At 42.8% G+C, this 26,695-nt stretch carries 30 protein-coding genes, 13 tRNA genes and 2 riboswitches; of the genes, 6 read left to right on the top strand and 37 right to left on the bottom strand.

Annotation, left to right across the window (positions count from 1 at the left end; all coding sequences use genetic code 11):
• Positions 1-53 precede the first annotated feature (53 nt).
• The 7 genes from AC6CHU_RS23335 to AC6CHU_RS23305 form a co-directional block, all read right to left on the bottom strand.
• On the bottom strand, positions 54-785 hold the full coding sequence (locus AC6CHU_RS23335) for an ABC transporter permease (RefSeq protein WP_498122907.1): 732 nt from the start codon (positions 783-785) through the stop codon (positions 54-56).
• Positions 786-1,496, bottom strand: coding sequence for an ABC transporter permease (locus AC6CHU_RS23330; protein WP_498122905.1), 711 nt, complete (start codon positions 1,494-1,496; stop codon positions 786-788).
• Entirely contained in the window at positions 1,493-2,404 is a 912-nt protein-coding gene (locus AC6CHU_RS23325) for an ABC transporter ATP-binding protein (RefSeq protein WP_498122904.1), read from the bottom strand. Before AC6CHU_RS23325 ends, AC6CHU_RS23330 begins: the two co-directional genes overlap by 4 nt.
• 403 nt (positions 2,405-2,807) lie before the next feature.
• The gene (locus AC6CHU_RS23320; protein WP_498122925.1) at positions 2,808-3,680 is read right to left on the bottom strand and encodes a DUF1259 domain-containing protein; all 873 of its coding nucleotides are present in this window, start codon (positions 3,678-3,680) and stop codon (positions 2,808-2,810) included.
• Between the two features lie 220 nt (positions 3,681-3,900).
• Entirely contained in the window at positions 3,901-5,262 is a 1,362-nt protein-coding gene (locus AC6CHU_RS23315) for a sensor histidine kinase (protein WP_498122903.1), read from the bottom strand.
• On the bottom strand, positions 5,259-5,927 hold the full coding sequence (locus AC6CHU_RS23310) for a response regulator transcription factor (RefSeq protein WP_498122902.1): 669 nt from the start codon (positions 5,925-5,927) through the stop codon (positions 5,259-5,261). Before AC6CHU_RS23310 ends, AC6CHU_RS23315 begins: the two co-directional genes overlap by 4 nt.
• Positions 5,928-6,083: 156 nt before the next feature.
• Complete coding sequence (locus AC6CHU_RS23305; RefSeq protein ID WP_498122924.1) at positions 6,084-7,181, bottom strand: serine hydrolase; 1,098 nt, start codon at positions 7,179-7,181, stop codon at positions 6,084-6,086.
• A gap of 347 nt (positions 7,182-7,528) precedes the next feature.
• Between AC6CHU_RS23305 and AC6CHU_RS23300 the strand changes: the two genes are divergently transcribed.
• On the top strand, positions 7,529-7,660 hold the full coding sequence (locus AC6CHU_RS23300; protein WP_268891636.1) for a hypothetical protein: 132 nt from the start codon (positions 7,529-7,531) through the stop codon (positions 7,658-7,660).
• Between the two features lie 24 nt (positions 7,661-7,684).
• Here the strand turns inward: AC6CHU_RS23300 and AC6CHU_RS23295 are convergent, their stop codons facing one another.
• On the bottom strand, positions 7,685-8,044 hold the full coding sequence (locus tag AC6CHU_RS23295; RefSeq protein WP_159862405.1) for a hypothetical protein: 360 nt from the start codon (positions 8,042-8,044) through the stop codon (positions 7,685-7,687).
• A gap of 126 nt (positions 8,045-8,170) precedes the next feature.
• Here AC6CHU_RS23295 and AC6CHU_RS23290 point away from each other — a divergent pair, with 126 nt between their 5' ends.
• The gene (locus AC6CHU_RS23290; protein ID WP_159862406.1) at positions 8,171-8,548 is read left to right on the top strand and encodes a VOC family protein; all 378 of its coding nucleotides are present in this window, start codon (positions 8,171-8,173) and stop codon (positions 8,546-8,548) included.
• Between the two features lie 48 nt (positions 8,549-8,596).
• Here AC6CHU_RS23290 and AC6CHU_RS23285 read toward each other — a convergent pair whose 3' ends face one another.
• The 8 genes from AC6CHU_RS23285 to AC6CHU_RS23250 form a co-directional block, all read right to left on the bottom strand.
• On the bottom strand, positions 8,597-9,100 hold the full coding sequence (locus AC6CHU_RS23285) for a VOC family protein (RefSeq protein WP_498122901.1): 504 nt from the start codon (positions 9,098-9,100) through the stop codon (positions 8,597-8,599).
• A gap of 127 nt (positions 9,101-9,227) precedes the next feature.
• A complete protein-coding gene (locus AC6CHU_RS23280) occupies positions 9,228-10,247 on the bottom strand; it encodes a MoeB/ThiF family adenylyltransferase (protein WP_498122900.1) in 1,020 nt (339 codons plus the stop codon).
• Complete coding sequence (locus tag AC6CHU_RS23275; protein WP_498122899.1) at positions 10,244-11,011, bottom strand: thiazole synthase; 768 nt, start codon at positions 11,009-11,011, stop codon at positions 10,244-10,246. Before AC6CHU_RS23275 ends, AC6CHU_RS23280 begins: the two co-directional genes overlap by 4 nt.
• Position 11,012: 1 nt before the next feature.
• Positions 11,013-11,216: a sulfur carrier protein ThiS gene (thiS, locus tag AC6CHU_RS23270; protein WP_159862410.1), complete on the bottom strand. Its 204-nt coding sequence runs from the start codon at positions 11,214-11,216 to the stop codon at positions 11,013-11,015.
• Positions 11,213-12,352 (bottom strand): glycine oxidase ThiO, encoded by a 1,140-nt coding sequence (gene thiO / locus AC6CHU_RS23265; protein ID WP_498122898.1) that lies wholly within the window; start codon positions 12,350-12,352, stop codon positions 11,213-11,215. Before thiO ends, thiS begins: the two co-directional genes overlap by 4 nt.
• Complete coding sequence (locus AC6CHU_RS23260) at positions 12,352-12,960, bottom strand: thiamine phosphate synthase (protein ID WP_498122897.1); 609 nt, start codon at positions 12,958-12,960, stop codon at positions 12,352-12,354. The genes thiO and AC6CHU_RS23260 overlap by 1 nt, the downstream gene beginning before the upstream one ends.
• 85 nt (positions 12,961-13,045) lie before the next feature.
• Positions 13,046-13,156, bottom strand: a riboswitch (TPP riboswitch).
• A 22-nt stretch (positions 13,157-13,178) separates the two neighbouring features.
• A complete protein-coding gene (thiC, locus tag AC6CHU_RS23255) occupies positions 13,179-14,963 on the bottom strand; it encodes a phosphomethylpyrimidine synthase ThiC (RefSeq protein WP_498122895.1) in 1,785 nt (594 codons plus the stop codon).
• A gap of 126 nt (positions 14,964-15,089) precedes the next feature.
• A riboswitch (TPP riboswitch) is annotated at positions 15,090-15,204 on the bottom strand.
• A 210-nt stretch (positions 15,205-15,414) separates the two neighbouring features.
• Complete coding sequence (locus AC6CHU_RS23250) at positions 15,415-15,651, bottom strand: hypothetical protein (protein ID WP_159862413.1); 237 nt, start codon at positions 15,649-15,651, stop codon at positions 15,415-15,417.
• Between the two features lie 142 nt (positions 15,652-15,793).
• On the opposite strand from AC6CHU_RS23250, the gene AC6CHU_RS23245 reads away from it, so the two are divergent.
• Both AC6CHU_RS23245 and AC6CHU_RS23240 read left to right on the top strand, forming a co-directional pair.
• Entirely contained in the window at positions 15,794-17,428 is a 1,635-nt protein-coding gene (locus AC6CHU_RS23245) for a bifunctional metallophosphatase/5'-nucleotidase (RefSeq protein WP_498122893.1), read from the top strand.
• 103 nt (positions 17,429-17,531) lie between these two features.
• Positions 17,532-17,765, top strand: coding sequence for a hypothetical protein (locus AC6CHU_RS23240; protein WP_159862414.1), 234 nt, complete (start codon positions 17,532-17,534; stop codon positions 17,763-17,765).
• 8 nt (positions 17,766-17,773) lie between these two features.
• Here AC6CHU_RS23240 and AC6CHU_RS23235 read toward each other — a convergent pair whose 3' ends face one another.
• Positions 17,774-18,310 carry a DUF3267 domain-containing protein gene (locus tag AC6CHU_RS23235; protein ID WP_498122891.1) on the bottom strand — a complete coding sequence of 179 codons (537 nt, stop codon included), beginning with the start codon at positions 18,308-18,310 and terminating at the stop codon, positions 17,774-17,776.
• A 230-nt stretch (positions 18,311-18,540) separates the two neighbouring features.
• Here AC6CHU_RS23235 and AC6CHU_RS23230 point away from each other — a divergent pair, with 230 nt between their 5' ends.
• The gene (locus AC6CHU_RS23230; protein ID WP_498122890.1) at positions 18,541-18,960 is read left to right on the top strand and encodes a hypothetical protein; all 420 of its coding nucleotides are present in this window, start codon (positions 18,541-18,543) and stop codon (positions 18,958-18,960) included.
• 35 nt (positions 18,961-18,995) lie between these two features.
• Here the strand turns inward: AC6CHU_RS23230 and AC6CHU_RS23225 are convergent, their stop codons facing one another.
• From AC6CHU_RS23225 to AC6CHU_RS23195, 7 genes are all read right to left on the bottom strand, one after another.
• Positions 18,996-19,865 (bottom strand): cation diffusion facilitator family transporter, encoded by an 870-nt coding sequence (locus tag AC6CHU_RS23225; RefSeq protein WP_498122889.1) that lies wholly within the window; start codon positions 19,863-19,865, stop codon positions 18,996-18,998.
• Positions 19,866-20,093: 228 nt separating this feature from the next.
• On the bottom strand, positions 20,094-20,882 hold the full coding sequence (locus tag AC6CHU_RS23220; protein ID WP_498122888.1) for a DUF2935 domain-containing protein: 789 nt from the start codon (positions 20,880-20,882) through the stop codon (positions 20,094-20,096).
• A gap of 156 nt (positions 20,883-21,038) precedes the next feature.
• Positions 21,039-21,596 (bottom strand): hypothetical protein, encoded by a 558-nt coding sequence (locus AC6CHU_RS23215; RefSeq protein WP_159862418.1) that lies wholly within the window; start codon positions 21,594-21,596, stop codon positions 21,039-21,041.
• Entirely contained in the window at positions 21,593-22,228 is a 636-nt protein-coding gene (locus tag AC6CHU_RS23210) for an SCO family protein (protein WP_498122887.1), read from the bottom strand. The genes AC6CHU_RS23215 and AC6CHU_RS23210 overlap by 4 nt, the downstream gene beginning before the upstream one ends.
• 59 nt (positions 22,229-22,287) lie before the next feature.
• Positions 22,288-23,982: a cbb3-type cytochrome c oxidase subunit I gene (locus tag AC6CHU_RS23205; RefSeq protein ID WP_498122885.1), complete on the bottom strand. Its 1,695-nt coding sequence runs from the start codon at positions 23,980-23,982 to the stop codon at positions 22,288-22,290.
• Between the two features lie 14 nt (positions 23,983-23,996).
• Positions 23,997-24,461 (bottom strand): cytochrome c oxidase subunit II, encoded by a 465-nt coding sequence (locus tag AC6CHU_RS23200; RefSeq protein ID WP_035333055.1) that lies wholly within the window; start codon positions 24,459-24,461, stop codon positions 23,997-23,999.
• Positions 24,462-24,473: 12 nt separating this feature from the next.
• Positions 24,474-24,614, bottom strand: coding sequence for a cytochrome c oxidase subunit 2A (locus AC6CHU_RS23195; RefSeq protein ID WP_159862421.1), 141 nt, complete (start codon positions 24,612-24,614; stop codon positions 24,474-24,476).
• Between the two features lie 363 nt (positions 24,615-24,977).
• On the opposite strand from AC6CHU_RS23195, the gene AC6CHU_RS23190 reads away from it, so the two are divergent.
• Positions 24,978-25,109, top strand: a complete 132-nt coding sequence (locus AC6CHU_RS23190; RefSeq protein ID WP_498122884.1) for a hypothetical protein — start codon at positions 24,978-24,980, stop codon at positions 25,107-25,109.
• 84 nt (positions 25,110-25,193) lie between these two features.
• On the opposite strand, the gene AC6CHU_RS23185 is transcribed toward AC6CHU_RS23190, so the two are convergent.
• The 13 genes from AC6CHU_RS23185 to AC6CHU_RS23125 form a co-directional block, all read right to left on the bottom strand.
• Positions 25,194-25,270 (bottom strand) — tRNA-Ile (locus tag AC6CHU_RS23185).
• An 8-nt stretch (positions 25,271-25,278) separates the two neighbouring features.
• A tRNA-Gly gene (locus tag AC6CHU_RS23180) sits at positions 25,279-25,352 on the bottom strand.
• 18 nt (positions 25,353-25,370) lie between these two features.
• A tRNA-Cys gene (locus AC6CHU_RS23175) sits at positions 25,371-25,444 on the bottom strand.
• 10 nt (positions 25,445-25,454) lie between these two features.
• Positions 25,455-25,529, bottom strand: a tRNA-Gln gene (locus AC6CHU_RS23170).
• A 25-nt stretch (positions 25,530-25,554) separates the two neighbouring features.
• Positions 25,555-25,630: transfer RNA gene (locus tag AC6CHU_RS23165), tRNA-His, on the bottom strand.
• A gap of 11 nt (positions 25,631-25,641) precedes the next feature.
• Positions 25,642-25,715, bottom strand: a tRNA-Trp gene (locus tag AC6CHU_RS23160).
• Between the two features lie 7 nt (positions 25,716-25,722).
• Positions 25,723-25,806 (bottom strand) — tRNA-Tyr (locus AC6CHU_RS23155).
• A 22-nt stretch (positions 25,807-25,828) separates the two neighbouring features.
• Positions 25,829-25,904 (bottom strand) — tRNA-Phe (locus AC6CHU_RS23150).
• Positions 25,905-26,074: 170 nt separating this feature from the next.
• Positions 26,075-26,151 (bottom strand) — tRNA-Asp (locus AC6CHU_RS23145).
• A 3-nt stretch (positions 26,152-26,154) separates the two neighbouring features.
• Positions 26,155-26,228, bottom strand: a tRNA-Met gene (locus tag AC6CHU_RS23140).
• Between the two features lie 100 nt (positions 26,229-26,328).
• A tRNA-Ser gene (locus AC6CHU_RS23135) sits at positions 26,329-26,421 on the bottom strand.
• A 23-nt stretch (positions 26,422-26,444) separates the two neighbouring features.
• A tRNA-Met gene (locus AC6CHU_RS23130) sits at positions 26,445-26,521 on the bottom strand.
• Between the two features lie 19 nt (positions 26,522-26,540).
• Positions 26,541-26,616: transfer RNA gene (locus AC6CHU_RS23125), tRNA-Ala, on the bottom strand.
• Positions 26,617-26,695: the final 79 nt, after the last annotated feature.

Here is a 26,695-nt window from a genome sequence, read left to right as displayed (position 1 = left end):
TTTTTTTGTTTCTGCATTTATAAAATCAGGAGATTTCTCCCCTGATATCATTCCTAAACAGCCTTACGCTGAAAATAAAAATAGCCGCCCACGTAAAACAATAAAAAGAATCCGCCGATTACAGTCATAAGCTGTTCCCATGGAATAAAGAAAATATCACTGCTGTCTGATGCTTGATACATCATGGCAAACGGCTGTGCCCATGGATAATAAGGGCCGACTTTTTCAGAGTTCATCGCCAAAATTGATGGCAGCGTAAAAATGACATTGACAGCAAATGGTGCCGCAAAGCTTTTGAACCAGACGGACATCCACAGCTGCAGCGCAACTAATGGGAACGCTGCGACCCAGCCTCCCAGTATGCTCTTCCAGACAATTGCCGCCGGGAACGGATCTGCCACGCCTTTATAAAATCCTGCTCCGGCAATCGCAGCCAAATATAATAACTGGATAAATAAAACCAGCAGGATTATCAGAACATATTTTGCTGCAAACACTTTTCCCCTTGTGACTGGCAGCGCCAAAAGCTGCTTCCAGCCCCCGGCCTGATGCTCATAACGGCAGACAAGGCTTGCCAGGACCCCCGTCATTAACGGCAAAAAGAGAACACCATATGGCAGGTTCATATAAATTAAAAGCATATACCATTCATTCATGACTCCCGCCGCTGAAGATGTATCTGCCCCTATCCCGGCTCCCAGCCCAATCAGCGGTCCTGCTAAAAGGATGCCAATAATGCTTGATTTACGCAGTTTAAACCACTCCGACTTCAAAATAGACAGCATCTATTTCACATCCCTTCTCGCAAAATCAATCATGCCGGCTGTATATAATAAAACCCCGGCTCCAATGCCAAGCAAGACGTTGATGAGCGGTTCATTCCACTCATTCAGCAGCATCGGCCATTTCCAAATCAGCCAATCCGGCAAAGTATAACCGGCATATGTCAGAATCACACCCAGAATTCCCAGAGTGATTGGCACACCCTGGTTTACACTTACAGTCGCTATCCAAAGCTGCAGCGCCAAAACTGGCAAAGCCGCAAAAAAAGGATAAAAGCTATATTTTAGCAGTCCCGTATATGGAATCTCTCCTCCCAAATCCAGAGACAATCCAAAAGCAAGCGCGAACAGCATCAAAAGCACAGAAGAAATCAGAAGCAGAATCGACAGCACCGTGAATTTCGATAAATACACGCCCATCTTCGAAACCGGCAGTGCTATCAGCTGTTTCCAGGCATTCGTTTCATTTTCAATGCTCGACATAAAAGACGTCAGGATGACGATGCCCAGCACAATCGCAAGCGGTGTAAAGGAATGGATATTGTCCAAATAATATCCCCACCTGTCATCATTCTGCCTGAACAAATAATCCTTTCGCACCCCATAATTGACCATCTGCATGGCGACTACCCCAATTGGACCCAGTACAGTCAGTATCCAGATTCCTTTCCGCTTAATCTTCATAAATTCAGCTGCCAGCAGTTTTCCCATCATCCGGCCTGCTCCTCCCTTGTCATCTGAAGGAAAATGTCCTCCAATGACCGCTTCTCTTCTTCCACCCGGTAAACGGAGAATCCATCTGCTACAAGTCCGCGCACAGCCTCAGCCACTTGCTCATCCGATTGCTGCGGCAGCGAAATGATGCCGCTATCCAAACCAGCCTTCAATCCTTTTCCCAGAAGGGAGCGCCAGGCTTTGTCGCTTTCACTGACCTTTAATAAAACGGATTGCTGTGAAAACATGCGCATCACTTCGATTGAATCTTGAAATATCATTCTTCCTTTCGTGACAATCCCAACTGTTGTCGCCATCTGATCAATCTCTGAAAGTAAATGACTGGAGATTAACACTGTCATGCCATATTCGGATGGCAGGTTTTTTATGAGATTGCGGATTTCAATAATTCCTGAAGGATCCAAACCGTTAGTCGGCTCATCCAGAATCAGCAGTTCCGGGTGATTCAGCAGCGAAGCAGCAATTCCGAGTCTCTGCTTCATCCCCAGTGAGAAACCCTTTACTTTTTTATTACTAGCATCTGTCAGCCTGACAATCTCCAATACCTCATCGATTCTCTTTTTCGGCACACCCAATATTTTTCTCATTGCTTCCAGATTTTCTTTTGCCGTTAAATGCGGGTAATAGGATGGTGATTCAACAAGGGACCCAACCCGTCCTAATATATTTAATCTTTCTTTCTTTAAATCTCTTTGAAAAATCTCTATTCTGCCTGAAGTGGGCTTCATCAGCCCCAAAAGCATCCGGATCGTTGTCGTCTTCCCGGCACCATTGGGGCCCAGAAATCCATAGATTTCTCCTTTGGGTATTTTCATTTCCAGATCCGTTACAGCTTTCTCCTGTCCAAAATGCTTTGATAAACTTTCTGTTCTTACGATATACTCCAATCCTCTCACCTCACTTTCCATCTTAGGGGATGAAGGTTAAAACAAAGGTAGAGGAAAGTTTAAAATTGGTTTAAATTTCTAACCGCTTACTTATGTATTTCAAAGAATCTTTTCCAAAACATTGTTGTTTTTTGATTATGAAATCTACCCGCTGATTTCCGCTCCAATCAACTCAGCATATTAAACTAGGTTATGAAAAAGCAACAAACTTTACGAAAACAGCCATTTCAAAAAATGCTTGTTCCAGATTGGTTTCCCTTGTCCGGGAGGCTGGTGCCTGCTCTGCATTAGAGTTTAAGCCTTGAACCTATGAATTACCTTATTAAAGACAAGAGCTTTTAATATATTTAAAAAAGGATCTTCAGCTGGAAGATCCTTTTAGGTATAAGAAAAAATGACTCCTTTATTTACTTTTTGATGATATCGTTTTTTCGGTCAGAACCTCCAATGCATCCCTTACATCATTGGCAAAGCGAATAGGTCTTTCTACTTTTTCAAAATGGATATACATCAGCCTTGGGTCATCAAAGAGCCAATGATTATGAAAAGCAGTCACAATAATATCATGCTTACGAAGCTCACTGATGAATGGGTTTATCTCTTCCTGCAGGATGACTGTTTCTCCGCTGCAAAGTGCCCGGCCATCTGCTGTCAGTGATTCAAATGCAAACATTTGAGGAACCAATAAAAAGGAATTACCCCTCCTCCCAAGAACACGCGGCCTAATATTTGTACGGGATTTCATAACAATGCAAACCCCGTTTTCAAATGTATTCATGCTGCCTTCCAAAATTTCGTTGAACTCTTCACAAAGTTCTTCTCCCCGTCTGTTTGATGACCTTTGTCCCCTCCCTGACCTTCCAATATTGCGGGTAGTTAATAAATCCAGCGCATTCCTTACTTTTCTGGCAAAATTTAATGGTTCGTCAATCGATTCAAAATGCATATACATTAACCTTGGATTTTCAAAAAGCCAGTGATTATGAAGGGCAGTGACTATGATTCCATCTTCACGCAAGCTGGTCATAAATGGGTTAACTTCCTCCTGCAGAAGGACTGTTTCACCAAGACATAATGCCCTGCCGTCCCGATCAAAATTTTCAAATGAATAGGCCTGTGGTACAAACATAAAGGATTCAGCTCTCCGGCCTAATACAACCGGGTGGATATTTGTACGGGAATTAGTCGCAGTACAAACTCCATTTACTACAGAAGGAACCGACCCCAGTATTTCGGCAAATTCCTGACAAAGTTCGTCTGGCTGTGTGTTGTTCATGTTATCCAATTTCAAATCATCTCCTGAGAATAATATTTCTAGATATCGTATTCTGGAGCGTAAATCGGGAGCCTGACTATTATTTGGAAACACATGAACAGGATTTTTCTACTATTTCCCTTGGTTAACCAACTTTATTATAGGTAATAACCCCTTAGACTTTTACAAAAAATACATTTTTAATATATTTTTAAGACTAAATGACTTCAACAAATTATATTTACTTAAATCTCTTGATTCTAATCGCTGTACCTTCATCACCAGATTCCATCTCCCAATCTAGCTTCATGCCCTTTACCATTAAATCGATAATGGATAAGCCAATTCCGGCTCCCTTTTCACCGGAACTGTTTTTCATACCCTTCCCATGGTCGATAAAAATAATTTCATCATACTCATCTGCAGAGTTAGTCGCTACTTCAAGGTAAAGCCCATCCTTCGCATGCCGAAGCACATTTTGCAGGATGTTATCAAAAATACGGCTAAGCCATATCGGGTCCGCCAGCCATTTCTCTTCAAATGGCTCTAAATCAATGACCATTTCAAAATGTTCCTTTTCAAAAACCGGATACCATGATGCCATACTTTCACGAACAAACCGGACAGCATCCAGCTCGATCAGCTCCAGCTTATGCTTGCTCGCCATTAATAGCGTATAGCTCATTAAATTTTCAATCAGTCTATCAATATTGCCTATTGAAGTTTCCAGCGCTTTGACAGCCTGTTTTCCTTCCGGCGATAGATTTTCCTTTGCAATCGAGTATGTTTGCGCATTGATTTTTGTTAAAGGCGTCCTCAGGTCATGGGAAAGATTGGCGATCAGCTCCCTCCGCAGCTGTTCTTCCTCCTGCTCGCGCAGCTTGCTATTCTTGAGCTCTAAGACCATTTCATTAAATGTCTGTTCCAGCTGGCCGATTTCATCATTCTTGTGCACATCGATACTGATCGGCAGATGATCCTTATCACGTCTCTCCATCGCCTCCTGGAGATAAAGGAGCCTTTTACGGATCCCCCGAAAGAATAGGAAGGAAACGATGATAAACAAGGAAATGATCAAAAGCAGACCGGCCCCTAAGAGGAGTCCGTATTTCTCTGTTAAAAGCACGGCCGGAGGTAGAAATAGATCCCTCGGTATTTCCAGAACGATAAAACCGTTCCTTTCATCGCCGCCAATAAAGCTTATTACCGTAAATGGATTCCCGCCATACCGTTCCTTAATAAACTTGGCTGTAAAGGCAGGTGTCCAATTAGCAGGCAGATCCCCCTTCACATCCAGCTGCTCCATTAAGCTACCCTTTTCATCAACCCAAAACATCGAGGCATCAGGATATTTCTTTTTCCACCTGGAAAAATGATTAAGAACGGTTTCCTTTGAAGCCCCCTCCAGTTCTTTTACATCCGCATGCCATTTTTCTTCAATTTGAGTGGGGTCTGGTTCATTCTTGTTCTGATCTCCTAAAATTTTTTCCTCAAGGCCCATAGCCAACACAGCCACAAGTAAATAAGCTGCCTGAAAAAGAAACAAGGCAACCAGAATTATCGCCATATACTTCGCCTGCAGTGATTGAAAAAATCTTTTCATATCTTCACCCTGTAGCCGATTCCGCGAATGGTCTCAATGATTTCTGGACGAGAAGGATTCTTCTCGAGCTTTTCACGAAGATAGCGGATATGCACCATCAGAGTTTTGTCGCCCTCCATGTATTGCTCTCCCCAAACGCCTTCATAGAGCTGCTCTTTTGTCAGAATCTGATTCAGATGGCGAATGAAGAACTGAAAGAGCTGATACTGCTTGCCTGTCAATTGAATTTCCTTGTCTGCCTCCCCGTCGATAATCCGCATATCTTTGGTATGTACCTGCAGGTGGTGAAGCTCCAGCACCTGATCATTTTTCTGAAAGCGCCTTAACAAGACTTCAATCCTTGCAGCCAGTTCATCCGGCTGGAAAGGCTTTGTCAGATAATCATCAGCAAAACTCAGGCCCTCCAGCTTATCCTCCACTGCCGTCCGTGCTGAAAGCATAAGCACCGGCATGTCATTCTTTACCTTCTTAATCCGCTTCCCAAGCGAAAAGCCGTCAAGCCCCGGAAGCATCACATCCAAAATCGCAATATCCGCTTCAGAAAGATAATTTTCCATGCCTTCCCCCGACTGCAGCCAGGTTACCTCATGGCCTCTTTCTCCTAAATCTTTTTTCAGCCAGCTGCCAATATCGTTTTCATCTTCTATGTATAAAATTCGAGCCATACTCCCCACCCTTTCAATCATCTTGAACATCATCATATAAGTTCCCGATCCAACAAATATTTCCTTCTTTGATACTTGCTATTGAACGGATTCACTTTTCATACTTCCTATGTAAAAAAACATCCGCTATTAACAACGAATGCTTTTTATAAGTTCCTAATTCAGCTTCTCCCTTACAGAGCTCCGGAATTGGCTATTTGTCAGAAATTCCAGCTGAAAACTGTTCATATTCCTTGAAAGCACTTTAAATTCAGCATTACTCAGATCATTTGCAAAGAATGCCATCTCGGTGCGATTGCCTTCTTTATCCGTTGCATACATGCTGATAGTGAAAACAAAGGCTGTTGAACCGCCCTTTTGCCCTGCATGCCGAAGCCACTCCCGGTTGCTGGGATTTTTCATCAGCTGCTCCAAAACTGGGTCCAAATAAGAATGGACTTCTTTTGAAAAATAGTTCTTACCATTCAATCGTTTCATAAGATCTGCATAATCGCCAGCAGAAGCCCGCGGAAGCCTATCGGACCAGATTCTTTGAAACTCCATATCAAGATCCTTTACTACTTTCTCCTTCTCCCTCTCATTAGGAGGCCGGCTTTCCCACTTTTGATGGATCTCTATAGCTCTAGTTCGAAACTCTTCCAGGGTCATGCCCTTCAATTCATTAAGCGCCTCGTCTTTTGTTAATCTCTTTTCCTCCATCAGCTCCATTGGGATAAAAAGGGCACTGACAATCGGATACATCTTTTCATGACTGGCAAGCTTCAGTTCGTTTGCAAGTCTATTTACATTTTCAATTCCCAGGACATTCAGCAGGAAATCGGTATTTGCATTCGAACTGTATGCAATCATTCCATTTGCCACTTCGCTGAGAGGAACACTCTCACCCTCTTCTGAAAGACTGTCAATCCAAGCCTGGTGGGCTCCGCCATCTGTTTTAGGAACATAATACGTTTCCAAGGTCTTTAAATCGACTTTTTCTTCAGGGTCTATTTCTTCTGCCGCTGCCTGTCGTGCATATTCAATGGCTACGATAATTTTAACTGTGCTGGCTAAAGGAAGCGGCAGATCCTCATTGATTTTGACCCAGCCTTCATCATTGTGCCGAATAACCAAAGCCATATTCTCTGTGTTCTTGTGTTCCTGAACATACCCGATAACTGACTCAGGATCACCGCTGCTTTTCCCCTTTAGATACATAAAAATAGCAAAAGCTGCTCCCAGAATAACAACGATCACAATGATTATCCTAAACATCTTCAATAAAAAGAAAACCTCCCTGATTACGCTGTACTGTTAAATACGATAGGTAATCATGGAAGTTTCATTTTTATGGAAAAACCTATTTATTTTTTTATTCCGCTTCTTAAACCAGAGATAACAAGCGGAACCGATTTGGCTTATGCTGTTCCCCGAAAAAATCAGCTAAGATTGGGATCCTTTTTCGTTTATAGCAAATTCAATCAAACGTTTGATTGAACAAAAAAGTTTATTTTAGTTCCACATCAAAACTGCTAAAAACATAATCACAGGGCATAGCCTCTTAAAAAGAATGCAAACTAAAAACGCAGATAAAATCATGGTTATTAAGGAGGTGAAATATCATGGCAAAGAATAGGAAAAGCCGATCCGAACATAAAAACAATGCACTTCCAAAAGATCCGGAATTTATGGATGACAGAGAGAATGGTCTCGAAAGAATCGCTTTAAAAGCCCAAAGAGACAATACCAAGTAAACATATGGGACAGTTAAACTGTCCCTATTTCCTTCTATCCTTCCGGCCAAAATGCGTGTGGAATACTGTTTGAGACTTAGTATCCGCTTCTATATTGTCTAGGAATGGCTTCTTAACCTTATCCATAAGCAGACTCTCCAGCTCTATAAGCCTTTTGGGTCCGAATCCTGTTAATTTTCCAGCTATTATCACCTTAAAATCTTCATATTGCATATACATTCGAATGCCTCCTTGACCGGTTCTTTTCGTTTTTCCAATGGTAAAATCAAATTCATATTTTTGCTCAATATAGGAGGAGACCTCCGGAAGCCCCAAGTTCTCGTATAAAGGCGGAAATCGATGATGAACAGGAGGATCGGTAAACCGTATGGAATCTATGTACATAACCCCTCTCCTCTCAATGTTTACAGTAATTATCCCCAATTAGAAGCGGATTAACGCGGAATTGTATTTTCCGGTATGGGCTGATAAAATCCTTATGATAAAAGTTGAAAAAAGGAGTTATTTATTATGATTAATAAAATTGGCAAAGTCACAGTATATGTTGAGGACCAGGAGCAGGCAAAAGACTTTTGGCTGAATAAAATGGGGTTTGTGCTCAAGCTCGAGCAGCCTATGGGCCCAAATGCATCCTGGATTGAAGTGGGACCAAGCGATGATGAATTTACAACTCTGGTACTTTATTCAAAGGCAGCGATGGAACAGCAAAATCCGTCTGCAGTTGCCCACCCATCCATCCTATTCAGCACAAATGATATTGAATCTGCCTATGAACAAATGAAACAGAATGGCGTGGAAGTTGAAGATATGCTAAAGATGCCTTTTGGAACGATGTTTACATTTAAAGACCAGGATGGAAACAGCTACTTATTGAGAGAGGATAAGTAATACTAAAGAAGACCTGTCCTTAAAAATGTTAAGTGGACAGGCCTTTTTTTATCCTTCAAATGCTTTCTTCAAAGTATTCAAATCAATCTTTTTCTCCATTTGAAGCAATGCCTTCATTACTCGCTCGCTTTTTTCAGAATCATGGCTGCTGATCATTTCGCCTAACTCTGCAGGTACAATTTGCCATGATACCCCAAATTGATCCTTAAGCCAGCCGCATGCCTGTGCCTTCATGTCCCCGCCTTCGCTGAGCTTTTCCCAATAGTAGTCTATTTCTTCTTGACTCTCACAATTGACAATTAAAGATATAGCCTCATTAAACTTAAACTTCGGCCCGCCATTCAGTGCCGTAAACTCCTGTCCCTCCAGCTGAAATTTCACAGTCATAACCTTTCCCTCTGGCGCGCCGCTATGTTCGTTCCTTTCATTTCCATAGCGGGTAATCTGGATGATAGCTGAGTTCTTAAAAATTGAAGTATAAAAGCTTGCTGCCTCTTCAGCTTCTGTGTTGAACCATAAATTTGGCATGATTTTTTGGATTTTATGTTTCATGCTATCAACTCCTGATATAATCTTCTTCTTTCCCATTTTAGCCTATTTTTCAGTTTAATATTTAACGGGATTATTATTTGCCTAATAATCAATAAAGCCTGCCGCTCTAGCGACAGGCACAAATCCTTTATCCCAGAAAACGATGATACAGGTTCTTTGCCTGGAGAATGTCTTTTACCCCATGCACCAGCACTCTTCCATCCTTAAATACAACCACTCTGGCTTCATCGACCGAAAATGAGAGTAAATAGGGATTGCTCTCTACACTGATCCCTTGAGCTGCCAGCGATTTCCCCAGATACGCAACATCTACAGCCTGCAGAGCTGAAGGCCGGATCTGAACGGTATCCCGTCCGCAAAGCAGAGCTGTTTTAGTCTGGTTTCTATAGTCCAGGAATGGATAAACTGGCTTAGCTCCGCATGATTCACACTGCGGATTTTTTAAGGAGGAAACATTAACATAACTAAATTGATTTTTCCATATATCAAAAGAAACAAGTGTCCCGCGCACGGAATCAAAGTCTTCTGCCAATATCTTTAATGCTTCAGCAGACTGTTGTGCCGCAACCATTTGAATAGCCGGCTGAATCACACCAGCGGTATCGCAAGTGGCTCCTCCTAATGGCAATTTATCCATGAGGCAATGCAGGCAGGGTGATTCCCCAGGCAGAATGGTATAGCTTAAACCATAGCTCCCCACACAGCCTCCATATATCCAGGGAATCCGGTACTTTTGAGAAATATCATTGATCAGGAAGCGAATATCAAAATTATCAGTTGAATCAACAATTACATCAACACCCTCAATCAGCTCTTCCATTTCCTGTACACCTACATCCATAATACGAGGGATAATTTTGACCTCAGAATTAATGGCTTTCAGGCGTTTAGCTGCTGCGATCGCTTTTGGCACTTTTCGGATTGCATCTTCTTCACAATAAAGCTGCTGGCGCTGCAGGTTACTCCATTCCACATAATCCCGATCTGCAATGGTTAATTGGCCGATGCCTGCCCGTGTGAGCGTTTCTGCATTTGCAGCACCTAATGCACCAGCTCCTATAATCAGGGCGTGTTTTTCCATTAGCTTTAGCTGTCCTTCTTTACCAATCGGAGAAAATAACATTTGGCGGGAGTATCGCTCCTTCAACTAAAGACCGTTCCTTCCACCGGACTGCTTGCTGCTGCATAACGTTTTTTAGGCATCCGTCCTGCTTCATACCCCAGTCTTCCTGCTTCGATAGCGAGTTTCATAGCTTTTGCCATTTTTACAGGATCATCGGCAGAGGAAACAGCCGTATTTAATAACACTCCATCTGCACCCAGCTCCATTGCCAATGCTGCATCTGCCGGGCTCCCAATTCCGGCATCCACAATAATCGGCACAGCAGCCTGCTCTGTAATAAATTGAAGATTAATAGGATTAATGATTCCCTGCCCTGACCCAATTGGCGAAGCACATGGCATGACTGCATGGCAGCCTAGTTCTTCAAGCTTTCGCGCAAGGACGACATCATCAGAAGTATAAGGAAGGACAATAAATCCCTCGTCCAATAGAATCTCCGCTGCTCTTATTGTTTCAATTGGATTTGGAAGAAGCGTTTTGCTGCATCCAATTACCTCAACCTTAATCATGTCACAGAGCCCGGAAGCTTTGGATAGCCTTGCTATTCGGACAGCCTCCTCAGCTGTACTCGCTCCTGCCGTATTAGGGAGTAATTTATATTTTTTTAAATCCAGCTTTTCTAAAAAGTTGGGCTGGTTTGCTTCGAAAATGTTCATACGGCGTACGGCAAACGTAAGCACCTCTGTTTCTGAAGCTTCCACAGCTTCCTTTTGCACATCAAAGTTTGGATATTTTCCTGTCCCAAGCAGCAGCCTGGAGCTAAATTCATACGGTCCAATTTTCAACATATCATCCGCCTCCTACAAAGTGTACAATTTCGATTCGATCCCCATCTGATAAAACCGTTTCAGCATACGCAGATTTGTCCAAAATATGCTGGTTTAACTCGACAATGACTACCTTTTTTTCCAAATGAAAGTGCTCGAGCAAAAGTGAAACTGATTGAACTGACTTCGGCAGCAGCACAGCATCACCATTAATGACAATATTCATATAACCACCCCTTTTGACGATTGGTCTAAATATTCAAGGCGGGACAGCTCAAACGGGTTAGGCTTCTCCGTCCTGCCTTCGAGGATGTCTGCCATCAGCTCTCCTGTTGCCGGAGCGAGGAGGATCCCATTGCGGAAATGCCCCGCTGCAATATATAACCCATCAATGACTGGATGTTGTCCCAAAAAAGGCTGCCCATCAGCCGATTGCGGGCGAATTCCTGTCCAGGCTCGTTCCCATTCTGCATTCGCGATATCCGGCACCAGGTTTTGAGCCTTTTCCATCAGCTGGGAAATACCCTCAACGGTCACCTTTTCATCAAATGAGTTTGCTTTAACCGTTGCCCCAACTACCAGCCTTCCGGATTGCTTGGGAACGATATAACATCCGTGTGAAAAGATCGTCCCTTGTACAAGCGTTTTATCAGCCTTGACCGAGAAGCACTCGCCTTTAACCGGAATAATGGGCAGCACAAGGCCCGTTCTTTCAAGAATCTCCCTGCTCCAGGCACCGGAAGCAACGATAACGGAATCAGCCAGAAATTCTCCCTGGCTGGTTCTAACCCCATACACCCTTTCACCTTTTAAAATAAAATCTGTTACCTGTGTATACTCAAAAATTTCTGCGCCGAGGGTCATTGAAGCTTTTGCAAAGGCAAGGGATAATTCATATGCCTGTACCTGTCCATCATTCGGTATATACATCGCACCCCTTAATTTGGCTGATACGAATGGTTCACGTTTAATCAGGTCATCAATGGAAAACCATTCGGCATCCTCTCCCGCTTTTTGCTGGCTTTCTACTAATCTTTTTAAACTCATCTCCTCTGCAATATTATCTGCCACTCTATATACACCCTTATTTTGATAGCCGATATGCACTTGTGATAACTCTTCCAGTTCAGGAATCAGGGTCCGGTACATGGAGCGGCTTTTGCATGCGAGCTGGAACAGCGGGCCGTCTTCGGTCAGTTCCGTTTGCGCTCCTAAAATTCCAGCAGCCGCCCCGGAAGCCTTACCAGCTATTTTTCCCTTATCCAAAACAGCCACTTTATACCCTCTTTTTGCCAGTTGAAAAGCAATGGAGCTGCCATTAATGCCTCCGCCGATTATAACGGCGTCAAACCTTTTCCTCATCATATCCCCTCCTCATTTAACATTTTTGAAAAGAGCTTTGCTGCCTCCGCAGGCTCCTTTGCCTGCAATATCCCTGACATGACAGCAATGCCATCTGCCCCTGCCTCCAGGACTTCAAGTACGTTCTCTGGTTTAATGCCTCCAATTGCCAATACCGGAATGTCTACTGCCTTTTTTAGAGCCTCCAAAGACCCCGTGCCCCTTGGCGGGATTCCCTTCTTGGAGTCTGTTTCGAATATATGCCCATACAGGAGATAATCAGCCCCCTGTTTGGCAGCCTCTTCAGCAGCCTCAAGTGAATGTACAGAACAGCCGACAGGTACATCCGGAAAACGCATTTTTACAATATCAGCCGGCAGACTGTGATAAGCAAGATGCACACCCGCTTTAAACGCCCAGGCAACATCGGCGCGATCATTTATAATGATTTTTCTAACTGGAATACCCTTTTTAAGAAGGTGCTCTGCTGCTTCATATAACTCCCTTGATGTTCGATGTTTTTCCCTTAAATGAAAGCGATCCGTAAAGGGTTCAAGTTCAACTGCCATTTCAGCGAAGGCCACTGGAGATAGCTTTCCATCAGATATAACATGCAGCTGTTTTTTCATAGCAGTCGCCCCTAAGTTTTTTAGATTTTTTTGCAATAAAAAACCACCTTCTAAATAGAAAGCGGGGGTATGAGCCATAGAATTCAGACCCGATCCTCCACTTCCCTACGCTGGTATTTTAGCCAGATCAGGTTCCAAGGGTCTTAAAGCCTTTGCTTTAATCTCAGCCTTCAAACAGGCACCCCCAGCGGATATCATTCTATTAAACTATAAAAAGACTACTGATAAATGTTTCCACCGGCCTTATTAAATTCCTCAGCTTTTTCTTCCATGCCCTTCTGTATCGATTCGCTGGTTCCAATCTGATGCTCTTTTGCATAATTCCGGATATCCTGCGAAATTCTCATGCTGCAGAATTTTGGCCCGCACATGGAGCAGAAATGAGCGGTTTTTGCCCCTTCAGCCGGAAGGGTTTCATCATGGAATTCCAATGCCCGCTCAGGATCCAATGAGAGGTTGAATTGATCTCTCCAGCGGAATTCAAAACGGGCTTTTGACAGGGCATCGTCCCTTTTTTGCGCACCAGGATGCCCCTTTGCCAAATCTGCTGCATGAGCGGCAATTTTATACGTAATGACGCCTTCACGCACATCGTCTCTATTTGGCAAACCCAAATGTTCTTTAGGGGTGACATAGCAAAGCATCGCTGTTCCATACCAGCCTATCATGGCAGCCCCGATGGCAGAGGTAATATGATCATAGCCCGGAGCTATATCTGTCGTAAGAGGCCCAAGCGTGTAGAATGGTGCTTCTTTACAGATTTCCAATTGCTTATCCATATTCTCCTTGATTAAATGCATGGGAACATGGCCGGGTCCCTCGACCATTACCTGCACATCGTGATCCCAGGCAATTTTCGTCAGCTCACCAAGTGTTTCGAGCTCCGCAAACTGAGCCTCGTCATTTGCATCTGCAATCGATCCCGGCCGGAGTCCATCCCCTAAGGAGAAGGCCACATCATAAGCTTTCATGATTTCGCAGATTTCTTCAAAGTGTGTATATAAAAAGTTCTCTTTATGATGGTGCAGACACCATTGGGCCATGATGGACCCGCCTCTGGACACAATTCCAGTCAGCCTTTTGGCAGTAAGCGGTACATAACGCAAAAGGACACCTGCATGTATTGTAAAATAATCAACACCCTGCTCTGCCTGTTCGATTAACGTATCCCTATACACTTCCCATGTGAGGTCCTCAGCAATTCCATTCACCTTCTCCAAAGCTTGATATATCGGCACCGTCCCAACAGGAACAGCAGAATTTCTGATAATCCATTCACGTGTTGTGTGAATATTTTTGCCAGTTGATAGATCCATAATTGTATCTGCTCCCCAGCGTGTGGCCCATGTCATCTTCTCAACCTCTTCTTCAATAGAAGATGAGACTGCTGAGTTTCCAATGTTCGCATTAATCTTCACATGGAAATTCCGTCCGATTATCATTGGCTCTGTCTCAGGATGATTGATATTAGAAGGAATAATGGCACGTCCTCTCGCTACTTCGGACCGAACAAATTCCGGTTCCATATTTTCCCGAATAGCTATAAACTCCATCTCCGGTGTTATGATCCCTTTTTTTGCATAGTGAAGCTGGGTGACATTTTTCCCTTTTATTGCTTTCAGTGGCTTGCGGGATAGACATGGAAAAAGTTTATGATTAGCACGCGGATCATCTTCATTAAGGTAGCCGTTGTCCTCGGGCTTTATTTTCCGCCCATCATATTCTTCTACATCTTCGCGTTCTTGAATCCACCGGCTTCTTATAGGAGGAAGCCCTTTTTTTAGATTTGCCGTATGCTGAGGGTCTGTATAAGGGCCGCTCGTATCATAGACGCGAACCGGCTCATTTACTTGCTGACCAAAACTTCCGGTGGTGGGACTTAATTCTATCTCACGCATCGGAACCTTTATGTCAGGTCTCGATCCTTCCACATAGATTTTCCTGCTGCCAGTAAAGCTCGACATAATAGAAATACTTTCATGATTTAATGAACTTGCAGTCATTGTTATCTCTCCCTTATTCAAAAATATAGGGACGAGACCTGGAACCGGGAAGTGCCGGATATGTAAAAAAGCCGGTCCACATAATGATGGACCGGCTTAACCGCAGATGTCTTTGCACAAAGAAACTTTTGCACATTCTAACTTCCCCACGCTGGTATAATCCAGATCAGGTCCAAAGAGTCAAGAAACTTTAGCGCGTTTCTCTCTCAGCCCAAGCTATTGGGCACCCCTAGTTATTACTATTTAATTCTACTTTAGTATACATAATTCAGAAAACAAATAAAAGGTATTTCTGCAAACGTGAATCAAAAAGCTTTCACCTTTTCACGCATGGATCCTTCTCCTAAATGCCCTGCGGCATTTCTGATTAGACATTCAAATTCTAAAAAAAACATAAAAACGCCTGACATAAGCAGACGTTTTTCCATAAATTTAAGATGTGCAGCATCATTTAATTCTCTTCTGAACCCCCTTCGTTCATATCCAGATTCTCTTCACCCTGTGGAGATTCTTCATTCATTCCGGGATCCTGCATTTCACTATCTTCCTTATTGTTTTCATCCATTTGATTATCTTCCAATTCTACATCTTCGGTTTCCGGCGGCGGCTCCTGCTCATCTGTTCCGCACCCTGCCAACAATAATCCTGCACCTAATGGGACTGAAAGCAAAAGCTTCTTATAATTCATGTGTTTTCATCTCCTTTGGCAGTATTATGTTTCTTTAAGACCTTACCCTTTTGGCAGGATTACAAACTTGACATCCTATCATCCGATTAAATTCCTGATTCAGGCAAATACTAACCCTGCCACAACTACTGGAGGACGAAGAATGAAAATGCTTTTCTCCCTTATATTATTTAGCATCCTGGGAATGCCTTTATACAGCGGACAGCATGCAAAATATGAACAATGGAATCAGCAGGGTCTTTCTGAAGGATATCACGGCCATGTGGAAGAACGCATAGAAGAACCATATAAGCATATTCAATTGCTGGGCATTAATGATTTCCATGGGCAGCTGAATGTCACTCGTCTGGTCAACGGCAGGCCAGCAGGACGTGCTGATTACCTTGCTGCCTATTTACGTAAGCGTGCTGCTGAAAATGAAAATACCCTTTTGCTTCATGCTGGGGACATGATTGGAGCCAGCCCGCCGGTATCTGCGCTTCTGAGGGATGAACCGACTATTGAATTTTTGAATAGGATGGGGTTTGATATCGGCACGATTGGCAATCATGAATTCGACCGGGGTTCTGATGAGCTGCTTCGCCTGCTGACAGGCAGCAGCCCTTCTGCAGGAAAAGATTACTCTGGATCCCAATTCCCATGGATTGCAGCCAATGTCATAAATCAAAAGTCAGGTAAACCCTTCCTTCCTCCCTATAAGATCATAAACATTAGCGGCATCCCAATTGGATTTATCGGAGTCATCATGAGAGAAACACCAGCTATAACAGCACCTGACAGTGTGAAAGATTTAATCTTCACTGATGAAGCTGAAGCCATCAACAAATATGCCCGAGAACTTCAAAAACAAGGTGTAAGAGCCATTGTAGTATTAGCACATGTTCCAGGCGAATCCAGACCAAATGGACAACAAGCCAGTGGCCAGCTGATTGATTTGGCACATCTAGTGGGTGATGAAGTAGATGTCATTTTTGGAGGACACAGCCATACTTATCTGAACAGTGTTGTAGATGGTAAACTCCTGGTCCAGGCCTATTCATACGGCACAGCCTTTTCTGATGTAGATATAGAAATAGATCCGCAGTCAAAGGATATTGTCCGCAAACACGCAGAAATTGTAACTGTTTATCAGGATCGGATCGAGCCTGCAAGCGATATAACCAGGATAATCGATCGGTATGAAAAAAAGGTAGAATCTGCTGTAAACAGATATATTGGCACTGCTGCTATTCCAATCACGGCCGAACAAAACATAAGCGGTGAATCAGCCTTGGGCAATCTTATTGCTGATTCTCAGCGGTCAGCAATGAACACAGACTTCGCTTTTACCAATCCGGAAGGAATCCGCGCAGACATTGATGCCGGCCGTGTTACCTGGGGAAATTTATTTGGGGTCCTTCCCTTCAGTAATCTGCTTGTCAAAATGGACCTGACTGGCAGCCAAATCCGTGAGGTCCTCAATCAGCAATGGCAGCCTAATATAACTAGAATTCTACAGATATCCGGAATTACTTATACTTGGGATGACAGCAGGCCTAAAGGTGAAAAAGTAATAGATATATACCTTCCGGACGGAGCAAAACTCGAACCGGCCAAGATCTATTCGGTCACTGTAAATACTTATCTCGCTAATGGAGGAGATAATTTCACCGTATTTCTAAATGGGATAAATAGAGTGACTGGCCCCAACGATATTGATGCACTGGAGAAGTATATTCAGCAGCTCCCGCAGCCGTTTAGTTACGCGATTGATGGACGCATAAAAAGAATGAATTAAAAGGACAGTCATGGCGACTGTCCTTTTTCTTGTCCATTTGATACTAATAGCAGGATCTGACTCATATCTTTTCAATAGGATTAAACATGAAAGGAATGGGATAATGAAAAAATATATTTATTTTCTCATGCTGTTCGGCGTTTTCTTTCCCTTTTTTCATAAGACAGCCATTGTTTATGACAACTGGAGATTGTGCACTACTGCTTCTAAATTAATCGGGATCAGGCTATATGGACTGGATTCCATGAGAAATCTCCTTATTTCAGCACTGGCGGCCCTCGCTGCTTTCTTTTTCACACAGCTATTTATAAGATGGGACAGCAAAAATAAAATCTAGCTTTATCACTATTCATATATAGTAAATTGAGGTTTAGTCGGGTGATCAATGACAAGTGCGTCTTTTGGAAATTTTAATAGCTTTTGAAAAAGTGCAAGATCACCAATACAGCCAACTGTCATTATCGCTCCCAGGATTGATAATCCGGGCATATTAAGGACAATTCCAAGAACAAGCGGACCTAAGCCAGTTGGAATGAATGGCAGCAATAAAACCTTTTTCATTTGCTGAACAGTCACTGGCTGTTTGGCATGAGCATAAGCAGCACCTATTTTCCAATTGACTCCCCAGTCTAATTCCTTCCAGGGAACTTTGCCAATATAGCGAAAGCCTGCCAAATGGATGGCTTCATGGAGAATAATGATAAGGATCATTCCAGCAAAGAACATTAGCATACCTGCGAAACCAAAACTCATTTCTCCACCGCGGTAAATCACAGCATGTAAAATGAGGACCCCCAATATAAGCGCTATTGTCGCAAGGAATAAGTATATCTGCAGCTTCATCATTGAAATAGAAACAACCGTTGCTCTTTTATTTTCCAATCTTTTCACCTCTTCAGAATTGGTCAATACTTTACCTACGTATCAGGCAACAGGAAGTTTCAAATCCTTTCACTTTGTCATGCATTCCTCCTTCTTTTGCCTCATGCTCGTGTTTTCGAATTTACAGTTTCTGCCCAAATGGACCTAAAGTAGCTGAAAACACTGTTACCATCACTGATCGCCTTGTATAATCAAGGCAAGAAAGCTGAGAAAGGACTGTGATAAGGAAAGTGCTGTATATATGGGATATTGAAAAAATTATTATACATACATTAAACGAACTGCGCCTCAACATAAATTACGAGTTCAGCAATACTCTCGCTTCACCTATGAGCTACAACGTATCAACGAATACAATCAAATTTAACTACCTGAAAGTGAATGGCTACATAGCCAAAATCAATTTTAAAATAAAAGAGACGGATGAGAATCTGATAAAATTAATGCTTTATCATGAGATTGGCTATTATCTGGATTTCAAAAAAAACAAACATGACATCCGAACCCTTATGTACGGGGATGATGACGAGAAAGAACAGCTCATGGCTGAAATAGAAAAAAACTCCTGGGATTATGGAAGAAAGATAGTGCCTGAACATTTGGTTCATGCCTATGATCATTTTAGGGACTTGGCTAAAATGTTCAGCTGAAAACGAAATGCGCCTCATCTTGAGACGCATTTCGTTTAATTTGGTTCAACATGGACATGAACATCATAAACACCATGATCCTGCATCATTACTTTTTCCACGTGTGTCGCAATATCATGGGCTTCCTTAATATCAAGCGTAGAATTAACCAATATGACCACATCAATCACTTCATTGTTGCCATAGCTTCTGCCTTTAATATCTTTTATGCCTTTAACCCCGTTTACTTTTTTGATAACATCCTGATATTTTTTTATCTTTTTTTCATCAAAACCATCTGACAGCTCATGGGAAGCTTGTACAAAAATATCCCAAGCCGTTTTACATATTAAAAGCCCGACTATAATAGCTGTTAACGGGTCGAGCCATGGCATGTTCAGCTGTGACCCAAATATCCCTATAGCTGTGCCGATACTCACCCAGGCGTCTGAGACATTATCCTTAGCTGCTGCCATTACGGCCTTACTGTTAATTTTAATGGCTAATTTTTTGTTGTATCGGTACACAAAGTACATTGCCGCTCCTGAAAAAACACCGGTATATGCCGCAAAAATATCAGGAGATTCATTAACTCCTTCAAAAATCGATGAAACAGCATTCAACAGTACTTGAATGCCCACAGCAGCCATAATGAAAGACGCTACCATGGATGCAATGGTTTCACTCTTCCAATGTCCATACCCATGATTTTTATCCGGCGGACGCTGAGAAATCCTAAGACCTATAAGTACTGCAATTGAAGCAATAATATCCGTTGTATTATTTAATCCATCCGCTTTCAACGCAGCTGAATCACTCAAATATCCAATTGCTAACTTTAGTATTGAAAGACATATATAAGCTGCGATGCTAATATACGCAGCCCGCTCACCTAATTTAAGATTTTGATACTTTTCTTCTTCCATGCCCCAAGCCTCCTACATTACCCTTGCTTATATTACCAAGCGGGATTCGGTTGGGTCTAGAGCAATCTTTTTGTCTTTTATTAAATAAATAAGCAAAGTGCAATTAAGTTGGACTAACGAAAATTAAGCCAGCCTCGTAATAGGCTGGCTTGATTCATATCAATTTATATATGAAGGAGAAGACATAATTCAAACCGTACGTTGATAATAGATTTTCATCAAGAAAATCTAAGCCCCTTTGAGACTTGCCTCAAACAAATCGATAATTTCCAAAAACCTCTCTGCTTCCCTAAATGTATGATCAGCCAGAAGAGGATGAATATTGCTTTTGATGCGACATGCCTCTATTAATTCCCTGGCAGTTTTCTTAAAATCCCTTAATGAAGCAACAGATACTTTATTCTGGTTTAAGAATTGTCTCATGATTGGCTTCGTTTCGGATTGAGGCTGCATTGAATCCAGGTCCACGGCCTGAAATACCAATTGATCGAAATCATGGCTGAACTCCCTGGCCTGTTCCACCAGCTTTCTTTCAGAAGGGTCTAATAGATGGCCGATAAATTTAGCATGATCGGCCATGATCCTTAGGAAAAATACATTCTCTTCTATTATCGCTTCTGGCTTTGGAGCGAGTATCCCGGAGTTAAGATCTTTTAATCGATTAGCAAAATAAGCTGCTTCCCGGCTGATGTGGTCAATTAATAAAGGATAATTATTTGAACGAATTTCACATCTTAATGTCAAACCTAATACTTTTCTTTTATAGCTCCAGATAGCGGCAGCTGCCTGATAAACCTCGTTATTAAAAGCTTGCACTTGGCCAAGTTCGGAATTTACATTAAACCTTGCCAGCTTCTCCTCAATTCTTTCAAACACAGCAATAAACTGCTGCGCCTCGGCAATAAGCTGTTTCTGCTCATATGTAAAACCCAAACTCAAAAACAAGGCATGTTCTTTCATGATTCTTGACCAAAATTTAATTTCATCCAGTGATCTAGCGACAATTGGGTTCGCCATGTCTTCCCCTCCTTAATTACTCACTCCTTCTCATATATATTTAGGATCTTTCGTTATTATTCCATTTTAAAAATCACTCACTAATCCATTACTTTATGGGCAGATAAACTGGCTGAAAATATAAAAGCTGTTTCCTATAAGAAAGCAGTCATTCTTTTACCCATACTTTGAAAAATCCAGAAAATAGCTATAAACCAAGTAAACTACCATCGCAAACGCAGTTGAGATAAAGCCCCAGCCGAGGGTAATCTGCTCGATTACCAAGTAGTTATTGCAAAGCTGTATAGGCGACCAGATATAAAGCCATCCCAGAGCTAAAAAAAGAATAGTAAAGAAAATAATGAAAGCATGCTTCCAAAATGAACTTAGCTTTGGCCAGCTGTCCCGCAATGGCACCCCCGCCAAAAATGGCAGTGAGACAAATTTAAAGACTTCTATACTTGTAAGCGTCAAAGCTTCGTCCATCGTCCTTGGCAGAGACCAATACACCATAATGACTGAAAACAGCAATAGACCGGGAACTCCATTTTCATTCCATTTTGAGAAAAACTCAGGAAAGCGATTTTGAAAGAACTTGGCCATGAATAATCCGGAGATCACCAGCAGGGGCATTTGCATATGCATGTGGGTAATCATGATGGATTCCAGCAGATTAGCTACAGGAGGCAGCGCCAATGCAAGGAGCAGGAAAAATCCGTAAACTGGTGATCTCATCCTTCTTCCCTCCCGCTGCGCAGAATCTCCGTTACCCTATCAGCCGCTTTATCAATGAATGTGTAGTCCATCACTTCGATTAACTGTCCTTTGGAGTTTACCAGATAAAAAGCAGAGTTATGGGCAAAGTTGCCGTATTCATCCGGTATGACAATGACCCCAAACCGGTCCAGCAAAGAGTTAAGTTCCTCCTGATCTGGAATTCTGGCCATTCTCCACGTTTCTCCGTCACTGCCAAAAGCTTTACGGTAAGTGTCCAATGTTTTCGGATCGTCCCTCTCCGGATCAAAACTGATGCTCAGGAACTGAATGTCATCGCCAATATACTCTTTCGGAATTTGTTTATATACTTCTGACATATTGACTTCCAGCTCAGGGCAAACAGTACCGCAGGAAGTATATAAAAAAGTAATAAAAACATACTTTCCTTTAAATTTCGAGAATGAGTAGCTCCTTCCATTATTATCTTCAAGTGTTACATCCGGGAACTGAGGCTTTTCATCCATTAACTGATTAACCCTGGCTGTTTCAGCCGTAAATGCCTGAAACCCATCTGTGCCAATGTAAAAAAGAAATGCGCCAAACATCAGTACAATCAAGCTTGATAAAGCCGTTCTATTTTTGGGAATCATGATTCATCACTTCCTTTTAAAAGAAAGAGACAGCCCAGAGCCGAGCTATCTCCCTTTCCTTACCAGGTTTTATATGGAGGTGAACCTGGAGGCGCGTTGACTATAAAATCGACCAATGGAATGACGTATGCCATGCCGACAAGGGCAATCATACACACAATCCATAATCCCCAGCGCTCTGTCCATCTAGGTGTAGGCGCTTCATCCTCTTCCACTTCCGCAACAGGGAATTCTGTGTTCCCTTTTGGTGCAAAGAACATGAGGTAGAATACGGCATATACCTGGATGAGTACACCAATCATCAGCAGGGTACCGCCTATGGCCAAGAAGAACAGATAAGGATCCCAGCTTAAAGCAGTCGCATTGTCAAAGTATGTTGAATAGGACGTCCTTCTTGGAGAACCCAGCAGCCCTACCCAGTGCATTGCTCCTGACATGATGATCATACCGAGCGTCCATATGATCGTTTGTATAACCCCAAGTTTATTGATCTGCGGTGTCAGCACTCTTTTTGATACATAAGGAATGAGCCAATAGCTGATGCCGAAGAATGTCATGACCACTGACATGCCAAGTGTTAAGTGGAAATGGCCGACAATCCACATTGTGTTATGGACTACCTGATTCAATTGATTTGTGCTTTGTACAATTCCGCCCGCCCCTGCAGGAATAAAAGCAGCCATCGCGATAAATGGTGCAAGGAATCGTACATCTCCCCAAGGAAGTTTCTTATACCAGCCGACAAGACCTCTTCCGCCTTTCTTTCTCGCTGTACGCTCAAATACTGCAAACATAGCATAAGCAGTCATTAAAGAAGGGAAACCAATTGCCAGACTCATAAACACGTGCATGTATTTAACTGGCTCTGAAATACCAGGATCTATAATTTGATGGTGGAAACCGCCTGTAATATTCATAATAACGAGTGCGATTACTACGATCCTTGTTAAAAGGTCATTCCACCTTTTTCCCCCAATGATCTTTGGAACAATGACATACCAGGCAGAAACAGCTGTTAAATACCAGATGTTAACCAGCGTGTGTCCGAAAGCCCAGAACAAAGTGCGTGCAACCATTACATTAATTGTCTCCACCCACCCAAAAGCCCATGGGATAATCGTAAAGACTTCAATCGCTACAGGTATGCTGCCGAAGAATAAGAGAACAAAGACCCCGGTTGCAAAGAAAGAAAGGATCGGTATATGCTGGCCCGGATTCCTCTTTCTCCAGCTGGCCACATTGATGAAGGCACCAAAGGCGCCCATCCAAACACCCAATACGATAAATACTAAGCCTATATAGAAAATGGGTGAAGCAGCCATTGGCGGATAGAATGTATACATAACTGATGCTTCATTCATTAAAATCGGAATCACCGCTAGGACAAATCCGAAAATCTTCATCCAGAAGCCAATCCATGCCATCTTTCTGACCTTAGGAAGCAGGCCGCCCAGTGTATGGGATAACCCGGCATAGAAGTATCCGATTGTGAAGAAAGCCGACAGTACGACTACCAGCAGAAGGCCATGAGCTGTAAGTACCTGATAATAATTCAGCCATGCCGGCAATTCAAACATTCCAGCCCGATTCAGGCCTTGCAGCAATCCAAGTATTCCTCCCAAAAGGATGGCCAGGAAAGCAACAGATAAATATGATTTCGTTAATTTTGCATCCTCAAGGCTAATTCCCATAATTTTATTTGCTTTATCCTTAATAACTTGCGTTCTTCCAGATTGCTTAATAACTGTTTCCACTGTCTATCACCCCTTTATTTCACCGTAATGGTCGTGCTCATCATCTGATGGCCCGCACCGCAGTACTCATTGCAAAGTACTAAATATTCACCTGGCTTATCAAATTTCTGAGTGATCTTTTGTACATAGCCAGGTACTACCATAGCATTTAAGTTAGTTTCTGCAACCTGAAACCCATGAACGACATCTTTTGACGTCAATGTAAAATGAACTGTTGATCCGGCAGGCACCTCAATTTCATTTGGGGTAAAGCTGAATACCTGAAGCGTCATGACTACTTCATACTCTTTCTCGCCTATCTTCTTAATCCCTGGATTATCGAACGGTGCTGTTTCATCCACTTTCTGCGGATCAATTCGCTCTCCATAGCTCGGCGGCCCCAGCTCCAGGGCGAATGTCTGGTAGCCCGTAATCAGCATGAATCCAATAATCATCCCAAAGCTTAGAATCAGCCATATCTTCTCTGACCGATGCATCATTTTGTATCCCCCCTATAATCTGGCCATATACAGGCCATACACTATTAAATAAGTAACAAAGATCCCAAGCCCTACAACTGTAACTGAAAAGAACGTACCCTTTAGAGAGTTATGTTCCTTTGAACTGCTCTGGTTCACTTTTCGTGCATCCACCTTCCATCAGCTCCTTAGCTTTGTTACCTACATCATAGTTGAGAAGGGTTTTCATAAAAGTGAATTGAATCACACTTTTTTCATATATCTTCAAAGCAAAAGGCCTGCAATTTTGGTTAAACACTGTAGTACCAAGGGTTATCTCTATTGAACAGTGCTCTGGTAAGCATATAGGTTCACAAATAGTTCACAAAAAGTCACTTACCAGAAGTCCTATAATGATCATAAGAATATCAAGCTTGTAAGACGGTAGTGCAGCAATAACATTTGGGGTTTTATGTTAAAATGATTTTGAGGGATGTATACTATTGTTCTTAAGCTAAATGGCAAGTTAAGAAATTAATTAAAATTGGGGTGACTATTTTGGATGCTTTCGTGATTTTAGCTTTTTCATTAGCTGCGGGTGCGTTCTCTTTTGCATTATTTTCAGATGATAAAGTTAAGAAACTTGAAAAGAGAGTGAAAGATTTAGAAGATAATATAAACGAAAATTAGAATGGCCAGACTAAACTCAAGAAGTTTCACATAAATAAAAAAAACTAATCCCTATTGGAATTAGTTTGAAAATGGTATGTATAATGGTGGGCCTAAATGGACTCGAACCATCGACCTCACGCTTATCAGGCGTGCGCTCTAACCAGCTGAGCTATAGGCCCATATGTGTTGGAGCGGGTGAAGGGAATCGAACCCTCATCATCAGCTTGGAAGGCTGAGGTTTTACCACTAAACTACACCCGCTTTGTAAGGAATATAATTTGGAGGCAACACCCGGATTTGAACCGGGGATGGAGGTTTTGCAGACCTCTGCCTTACCACTTGGCTATGCTGCCTTAAAAAAAATGGCTGGGCTAGCAGGATTCGAACCTGCGAGTGACGGAGTCAAAGTCCGGTGCCTTACCGCTTGGCTATAGCCCAATAATAATGCAATTTAAAAGAATAATGGGGCGATTGATGGGAATCGAACCCACGAATGTCGGAGCCACAATCCGATGCGTTAACCACTTCGCCACAACCGCCACTATCCTACTGGCAGGGGTAGTAGGAATCGAACCCACATCAAAGGTTTTGGAGACCTTCGTTTTACCATTAAACTATACCCCTATATCAATGGTGGAGGGGGGCAGATTCGAACTGCCGAACCCGAAGGAGCGGATTTACAGTCCGCCGCGTTTAGCCACTTCGCTACCCCTCCAAGTCTGTAAAGACTAAGAAAATGGTGGCTCAGGACGGAATCGAACCGCCGACACAAGGATTTTCAGTCCTTTGCTCTACCGACTGAGCTACTGAGCCAAAATAATATTATATCCCTAAATCTAAATAAATGTGCTTCAAAGCCATGCGTTCTTTGTCGCAGATTTTAAAAGCATGCTATTCGATGATGAAAAGCTTCGCAGCTGCATTCTTTTAAAATCCTCTACCGACTGAGCTACTGAGCCAAAGCTTATATCTCTTTGTAAAAATGGCGGTCCGGACGGGACTCGAACCCGCGACCTCCTGCGTGACAGGCAGGCATTCTAACCAACTGAACTACCGGACCGGATTGCGGGGGCAGGATTTGAACCTGCGACCTTCGGGTTATGAGCCCGACGAGCTACCGGACTGCTCCACCCCGCGATAGTATTATTTATGTGATTTGTCTATGCTCACATCAAGCATTTCATCGCAGCTTATTCGGTGATATAACCGCCCCGCGACAATAATATTAAAGAAAATATGGAGGAGGAAAGGGGATTCGAACCCCTGCGCGGTTTGACCCGCCTGTCGGTTTTCAAGACCGATCCCTTCAGCCGGACTTGGGTATTCCTCCAATGTTGTATAAGATAATCATAATGGTAGCGGCGGAGGGGATCGAACCCCCGACCTCACGGGTATGAACCGTACGCTCTAGCCAGCTGAGCTACACCGCCGAAATGATTATATATTTTATGGTGGAGCCTAGCGGGATCGAACCGCTGACCTCCTGCGTGCAAAGCAGGCGCTCTCCCAGCTGAGCTAAGGCCCCATGTAAAAGAAGTGTCGCTGGTCGGGAAGACAGGATTCGAACCTGCGACCCCTTGGTCCCAAACCAAGTGCTCTACCAA

This window comes from Cytobacillus sp. GQ23, assembly GCF_059758675.1.
The sequence above is the reverse complement of the archived record's forward strand: the minus strand, read 5'-3'. Positions and strand labels throughout refer to the sequence as shown.